This window comes from Salinivibrio sp. IB282 (assembly GCF_001995685.1).
Taxonomy (GTDB): domain Bacteria; phylum Pseudomonadota; class Gammaproteobacteria; order Enterobacterales; family Vibrionaceae; genus Salinivibrio; species Salinivibrio kushneri.
The window spans coordinates 1-7,171 of the sequence record NZ_MUET01000097.1; the positions used below are offsets into that span (position 1 = coordinate 1).

The window sequence follows — 7,171 nt, forward strand, 5'->3', positions numbered from 1 at the left end:
GTCTATGAATAAATCATCTAAGTCTGCTGTGAATAAAGTATCCGGCCTGTTAACTGTGTCACCGTTTGTCAGATCTAACGCATCAAACTCTTCTTGTATTGATTCAAAAACGTCGGGGTTGACAGAAGGATCTGATGAGGTCGGAAGAGAATCGTCCGACCCTTTATCACCGTCTACGGTCATGCGATAGTGCGGATCGGATATTTTATCATCAGTCAGCTTTTCAACGGCGGTTTTTGCGTCCAATACGAAGTCACGTGGATTTGATTGATACTTGTCTGGGCTTTTAGCTTTAGAGTCTGCCAAGATTTGAGCTGTCTTATGAAGCTTATTATCTCCGTTATCAATAAAGTCAACGTATAAATCTGAATCCGAAGGAAGACTTAGCGCTCCCTGAATCGAATCAATTGCTGTATCTACATCCGTCTTGTCATTCTCCATCTTTAATACTATAAGATCCGTCAATGGCGATATTACTTCCGCGCCTTCAGTTGTATGAAGTGTATATTCGTTATCGAGTGGCATTGAAGGACGATCTGAGTCGGTTGTGTAAACCGTTTCATATTTTCTATCCATACCTGCAAGCACTTGTTGTGCAGGCTCTCCAAGAACTAAAGTTTGTAGAGACAGTTTTTCAGAAGGTGTGTTGTCGAGCGTTAATGTACCAGATTCATCGGTTAAACCCATAAACTCAGAGGGATCACTAAATCCACTTTTGTTATCCTTTTCGATGTAAACAACCGCATTTTGCAGATATCCATCAAAGCCAGTCACTGTATAACCTGATGACGAAGTGTTCGACGACGAGCTATCGCTATCTAAGTCACAACCGGTTAAAAACGCAATCACTGATATAGCTAATACCGTCTTTTTCATAATAACAAATTCCATTAATGATAAGTCGAGATAGCTTGATATATGATGAAGCTTTGATCAAATCTGTTGTTCAGCGTTCTCTGATTTCTCAGGCTTTTCATGCTTATTTCTCTTCGTTTCGCGAATACCATCACGAAATTTCAATTCTTAGATGCCGTCCACGAGTTATTTAAATTCTTCCAGTTTTCGATAGCTGGCTTCGGCATTTCTCATAAGTTGATAAGCTATTGAGAGCATGGTTTACGGGTTTCCTACTGATCTCATGCGATGACAATGCACACCTTGATGCAGCATTGATCAAGGTTAACGCAATGAGCAAAGTTATAAGCTCGATATGCCCATTAGTCACATAGAGGTAAGTGGTGGGATAATTTTCACGGAATTAGAGCGGTAGGTGACTGATTTGACCAATAATGCCTCGGTCAACTGTTAGTCATTCATGGTAACCACGTTTTGATCTGGCGATGTGAAGCATATGACTAACAGTTGATCCTCTCTCATTCGTTTAATCATGATTGTTGCACTTATTACCTGAATTCAGGTCTTTCTTTCTCGGGCTTAATTGCTTATCACACCATTTTTCAATAGAGGGTGCGTATAAGGTGAACAGGCCAATTATCATGGCGATGGCGCAGATTACATAGATAGCTGTCATTACACCCCTCCTTATTGGTTAACTTTAGTATACACCTTGTTTCGCCTTTCCTCGGCCTCAAGTGCCGAGGAAAGGCGCGTGTTTGAATCAGGTCGATGAAGATGGTTTGGTATCTCTATCAAACTGCTTGATCAGGACCGAGGTGTCGCAACGGCCATAGCCGCGCGCTTGTAACTTGTTGTACTGTTGATCCACCTGCTCGGTCAAAGGAAGGTTCACGCCTAATTTGGCGGCTTCTTCTAAACAAAAGCCCAAATCTTTACGCATCCAATCAATCGCAAAGCCAAAATCAAAACTGTCTTCCGCCATGGTCAAGGCACGGTTTTCCATTTGCCAAGAGCCTGCGGCGCCGTGCTTAATGGCATTGAGCATCTTTTCGATATCGAGATCAGCGGATTGCGCGAAGGTGAGTGCTTCGGATAAGCCTTGTAAGACGCCGGCAATACATATTTGGTTGGCCATTTTACAGCGCTGGCCACTGCCATGCGGGCCTATATGCTGGATGGCACTGGCATAGGCGTTCATGACGGGTTCAACGTCACTGAACACAGTTGGATTGCCACCGACCATAATAGTGAGTGCGCCTTTTTCCGCACCGGCTTGGCCGCCTGAGACGGGGGCATCGAGAAAGCTTAGCCCTTGACGCTCGCATACTTGTGCCAACTCAAGGGCAAGCTCAGCAGAGGTAGTGGTGTGATCGACCAGCGTACTGCCTTTTTTCATATTGGCCAACACACCAATATTGCCATACACCACACTGCGTACGTCATCATCGTTTCCCACGCACATAAAGACGATATCAGCATCAGCCACAGCTTCGGCGGGCGTCATTCCATATATGCCTGAATAGGTGTCGCACCAAGCTTCGGCTTTGCCGGTGGTGCGGTTATAGACGCAAGTTGGGTAGCCGTGGCGTTGAAGGTGCCCGGCCATTGGAAAGCCCATTACGCCTAGGCCAATAAAGGCTACCTTGGTATTGTTGAGTTGCATGGTTATCTTGCTTCCTTGTCGTTAATTTGGGGTTAATTTATCAGAAACTTAACCTTTGTTGTATTTGTCGATGATAAGCTTGTATCATCTTCTTTTGTGTTGTGGCACGGATAATTATGACAGCACGACAACCTTTCTCGTTAACGATCGCGCATATTAACGACACCCACTCTCACTTTGAGTCCACCCCTGTCTCACTGAACCTGGACGACAAGGCGACACCGGTTTATGCCAATAGCGGCGGGTTCGCACGCATTGCATCTGCGGTATCACATTTTCGCGAGCAGGCTAAGCAGGATGATCATGCCTTCCTTTTTTTACATGCTGGGGATTGCTTTCAAGGGACTCTGTATTACTCCTTATTCAAAGGTAAAGCGAATGCAGATTTGCTGAATCGACTCGGTATTGATGCGATGGCGATTGGTAATCACGAGCTTGACCAAGGGAATGGCCCCGTGGCCGACTTTCTTGATGATATTCAATTCCCTTTACTTGCGGGGAATTGGCATGTGGCGGATGAGTCAAAAGACAAGGATAAGCGTGTCAGTGACAAACCCGCTTTATTGCCATATATCGCTCCGGAGGAGCGCGCGAGTACACTCATCAAAACCTATGCCGGGCACAAAGTGGGCATCTTCAGTTTAGCGGTTGAGCAAATGGCGGCACTGGCTCACCCTGATCACGATACTCCTTTTTTGCCGGCAACACGCATCGCCGAAAACACCGTGGCTTTTTTGCGCCAACAAGGCGTGAATACCATTATTTTATTGAGTCATTTGGGTTATGACAAAGACAAGGAACTAGCGGCTGCGGTTAATGGGATTGATGTGATTGTGGGCGGTCATACCCATGTGCTGCAGGGAGACTTTCAAAACCTTGGTTTGGCGAAAGAAGATCCCTACGGCTATAAAATCAACGATACCTGGATTGTGCAAGCGGGCTGCCATGCGCAAGCCATTGGCCGGTTTACGTTATCTATTGATGAAAAAGGTCGGCCAGTTGCCTTTGAAGGCCAAAACTACTTATTGCTTGGCCGTAGCCTCGCGATGGATGCCTCGCGGGAGCAGCAATTGACCGAAGGTTCGTATCAAGCAGTGAGAGCCTATCTCAACCGACAAGACAATGTATTGATTTTACCCAGTGATCTCGCGTTGAAGCAGTATCTACAGCGCACCTACCGTCCCCATGTGGCGCAACTAGAAAGTGACATTGTCACTCAGGTGCCGCAACGACTCCGTCATGTACGCGTACCTGACAGCGAGGGCGGCAGCGAAGTGGCGCCACTGGTGACAAAAAGCTTTTTATGGGCGGCACGTGAGCAAGGCATTGAAGCCGATTTTGCTATTCATAATGCGGGTGGCGTGAGAGTCAGTTTAAACGCCGGGCCGCTCTCTGCTGCTTTAATTGCAGGCGCGTTGTTACCGTTTGCTATTGACGTGATCGCCTACCAGGTAACCGGCGCACAGATCCGTCGTGCGATTGAAGGCGCGATCAACAATGCGACAGATAATGGCATAACGGGCCTCGGGTCGGGCAGTTTTCCGTATTGCGCCGATATACGCTATCGCTACGAAGCGTGGCAGCCGATGGGCACGCGGGTGACCCAACTCGAGATAAAACGCGGTAATCACTGGATAGCCATAGATGATGAGCGACAATACACGGGTGTGTCGTCATCTTATACCGCGCAAGGAAAAGAGGGATACGATGCGATTCAAACCGGTGAACGTCGCTCGATTGGTTTATCCATGGCGGAGTGTTTTATTGACTATGCACGTCAGCAGCCAGTGTTAGCACTGCCTGCTGAGCCTTTAGTGTGTTACCTCCGAACGTCTGGTGAGAGGAAAACCTGCTGGGGGAAATAACTTGGCCTGCCCCTTGCTTATTTGATAGTCAGCTTGGTGTTGACGGCAGACAATTGCCGTTTAAGTTTTTGACAAGATTGTCGATACATAGAGTGAACCTGAATTGATCGACACACTATCGAAAGGTGAGGGGTTATGGAAAAACGTGATTGGTTTGATATCGGCTTGATCAGTTTTTGGTTGGTGGCTTGGGCATCGATTGTTTACTTTGTGCCAGTCATTTAACTTATTTACTGATCCGCGGATTGCGGGGGAACCTGTTTGAGTCGGGTTCCCCAGCGCACTAACAACGGCTGTAAATAAATGGGCAGCTGTATGGCGCCGATTAATGGTAGAAATGCCGGCCCCAGCGCGGCACCGGCAACGGTGTACGTTAGCAATACATTCCGATTGACCGCCGATACGGCGGCGATCATGCTCGCCTCCCGCCCCCGTTTTCGATATAGCCCATACGCAATGATGAAAAAAAGTATGCAAATTGCAACTGAAATGGCTAAAAGCTCCAACGCGTAGCCTGAGTCGTTTTGCCACATTGCCCCGAACGGCCCTACTAGCCCTAATGGAAAACTGAACACCAGCACAATGGTAAACTGTGCCAGTTTGCTGTGAATGCGTTTGAGCTTTTCTGGTTTGATCAGCGCGTGAAAAAGCGCGGCAAACAGCATGGGACCAAAAATAAAGATCACCAATCGCACCGCATAGCTTTTTAGATCCAATGAAAAATCATCACCTGACAGCACCGTGAGATTGATGAATAAGACGACAGGCATGAGCAATGTTGACGCGATGGTGTAGGCCATGGCGATGAGCGCGTCCATTCCCAAAGAACGAATGATGGCAGGCGTTGCAAACAAAGACCCAGTGGCGCAAATGCCACTGATTGCAAGTAACAAAGAGGTAGACGCGCCGAGTAGCCACGCGAGAGAACAAGTGAGTACGGTGAGTAGCACTGAGTGAACTAATGCGTACACCCAGACCTGCCACCGGGCTAACGCTTTCACTAATAGACCTTGATGAATGCCAAGCAGGGTAAACAGCATCAAGGCGAATAGCACATAAGGTAAAAACGGAAATAAGGCTAACGAGACGCTCGGAAAGGCAAAGCCAATCAATGCGGCAATAAAAAGACACAACGCTGAATGTTTGGCRAGAAACGCGAGCATGGTCAACACCTAGGTCACATGTGTAATCACGATGTTATCAGGTTTACATAGCTAATCGAATGAAAAATAGTCTTTTTCAATGATTAATACGCTTTGTCGTACAAAAATTCAGACAGGGTAAGGGAGCGAGCAGTGAATTCAAACAGACAAACTGAATTCATTGATGGCTTGTAGGTCAGGTRAGTGATTCGCTTATTTTACTGCAACTTAACATAATGAATACGTGCTAACCTGCAAGCATGATAGATTAGAAAAACTAATCCATTGGTTTAATTTTCATCAGTTTAAATCTCGGGGTAGCACCTTATAATTTGCGACGAGTGATTAAGACAACAAAGCGAGGATCTGATGACGACTGCAACGGTTAATATGCCCCGTTCTCGTCGATCTTACGCGGTAACAATCAAAGGACTGATCGCTCACGCCATGGATGTGCTGTTTACTCGCAGCACGCACGCTCCCGCTTATGATGCCAGTCGTTTACCGGCACATTTGCAGCGTGATATTGGTATAAACCGATAAGACGACTTAAAACGGATAGAACGCGAAACGCCACATCATCGAGATGTGGCGTTTTTTTTATGGTTTAATCGTCACCGAGCGTTTACGAACAATGAGTGGCTTACCAAGCCGACGAATGCGATTAATTGAGGAGTACAAAAGATGGGATGGTTCTCTGCACTGTTTTCCAAGGGAAGCGAAAAACAATCACAGGCGTCAGTCACCCCGACGGAATACCAAGGGTATTTAATYTATCCTGAATCGACCGCCGAAAATGGTCAATATCGTGTTAGTGGCCGCATTTGCAAATCACTTGATGACAAGGTACTCACCCATAGGTTTATTCGCTCAGATTTGCTGGGAAGTCAGGAAGATGCCAACAGCTTGATGGTCACAAAAGCAAAAATGATGATTGATCAAAACGGTGATCGACTATTTGATTGAGGGGCGTCAACGAATCGCGCGATAGCAAAAATAATGCATAACTATAAGCAATTAATTCGGATAAAGTGTAGCCCAGATCACATTTATGCCCCAATGGCGATCCCCGCCCTGTGGTGATTAAGGAATAAACTCGTTAAGTTAACACTGTTGCGTTGCTAAGCACGAAGCACTGATAACAGACCGCAACAGCGTGATAAGCGAATAAAACCGCTTGGAATGCTTATTTTTATCAGTGAACCTATTTCAGGCTGCGGTTTTCGCGCCTGTGATAACCAAAAAAATTTCTTATAAGCCAACATTCAGGGAATAGCTATGCAGATTGGTGTTCCAAAAGAGAGGCTCGTTAATGAAACGAGGGTAGCTGCGACACCTAAGTCGGTTGAGCAGCTTATCAAGCTCGGTTTTGACGTCGTAGTAGAGAAGGGAGCAGGCGAACAAGCAAGCTTTGAAGACACTGCGTACGAACAAGCTGGTGCGAGCATTGTTGATACAGACGCTGCCTGGCAGTCTGGCATCATCTTTAAAGTTAATGCACCAGGCGTAATTGAAGAGACTGGCCAAGATGAAGTGGCGTTGCTGCAGGCAGGCACCACCTTGGTTAGCTTTATTTGGCCCGCTCAAAACGAAGAATTACTCGAACGTTTGTCTGCGCAGAACGTGAACGTGATGGCCATGGA

Annotated in this window: 5 protein-coding genes and 2 pseudogenes; 4 read left to right on the forward strand and 3 right to left on the reverse strand. The window is 46.6% G+C overall.

Going from position 1 to position 7,171, the window contains the following annotated elements; genetic code table 11:
* Together BZG14_RS14165 and BZG14_RS14170 are read right to left on the reverse strand one after the other, a co-directional pair.
* A pseudogene (locus BZG14_RS14165) lies at positions 1 to 876 on the reverse strand (hypothetical protein); the annotation flags it as partial.
* 742 nt (positions 877 to 1,618) lie between these two features.
* A complete protein-coding gene (locus BZG14_RS14170) occupies positions 1,619 to 2,521 on the reverse strand; it encodes an NAD(P)-dependent oxidoreductase (RefSeq protein ID WP_077609034.1) in 903 nt (300 codons plus the stop codon).
* A 116-nt stretch (positions 2,522 to 2,637) separates the two neighbouring features.
* Here BZG14_RS14170 and BZG14_RS14175 point away from each other — a divergent pair, with 116 nt between their 5' ends.
* Positions 2,638 to 4,386 carry a bifunctional metallophosphatase/5'-nucleotidase gene (locus tag BZG14_RS14175; protein WP_077609035.1) on the forward strand — a complete coding sequence of 583 codons (1,749 nt, stop codon included), beginning with the start codon at positions 2,638 to 2,640 and terminating at the stop codon, positions 4,384 to 4,386.
* A gap of 230 nt (positions 4,387 to 4,616) precedes the next feature.
* Here the strand turns inward: BZG14_RS14175 and BZG14_RS14180 are convergent, their stop codons facing one another.
* A complete protein-coding gene (locus BZG14_RS14180; protein ID WP_198532070.1) occupies positions 4,617 to 5,549 on the reverse strand; it encodes a hypothetical protein in 933 nt (310 codons plus the stop codon).
* Between the two features lie 348 nt (positions 5,550 to 5,897).
* Here BZG14_RS14180 and BZG14_RS15735 point away from each other — a divergent pair, with 348 nt between their 5' ends.
* The 3 genes and pseudogenes from BZG14_RS15735 to pntA all read left to right on the forward strand — a co-directional run.
* Entirely contained in the window at positions 5,898 to 6,071 is a 174-nt protein-coding gene (locus BZG14_RS15735) for a hypothetical protein (RefSeq protein ID WP_167369488.1), read from the forward strand.
* A gap of 141 nt (positions 6,072 to 6,212) precedes the next feature.
* Positions 6,213 to 6,494 (forward strand): HlyU family transcriptional regulator, encoded by a 282-nt coding sequence (locus BZG14_RS14185; protein ID WP_077523163.1) that lies wholly within the window; start codon positions 6,213 to 6,215, stop codon positions 6,492 to 6,494.
* 312 nt (positions 6,495 to 6,806) lie between these two features.
* Positions 6,807 to 7,171: pseudogene (pntA, locus tag BZG14_RS14190) on the forward strand (Re/Si-specific NAD(P)(+) transhydrogenase subunit alpha); the annotation flags it as partial.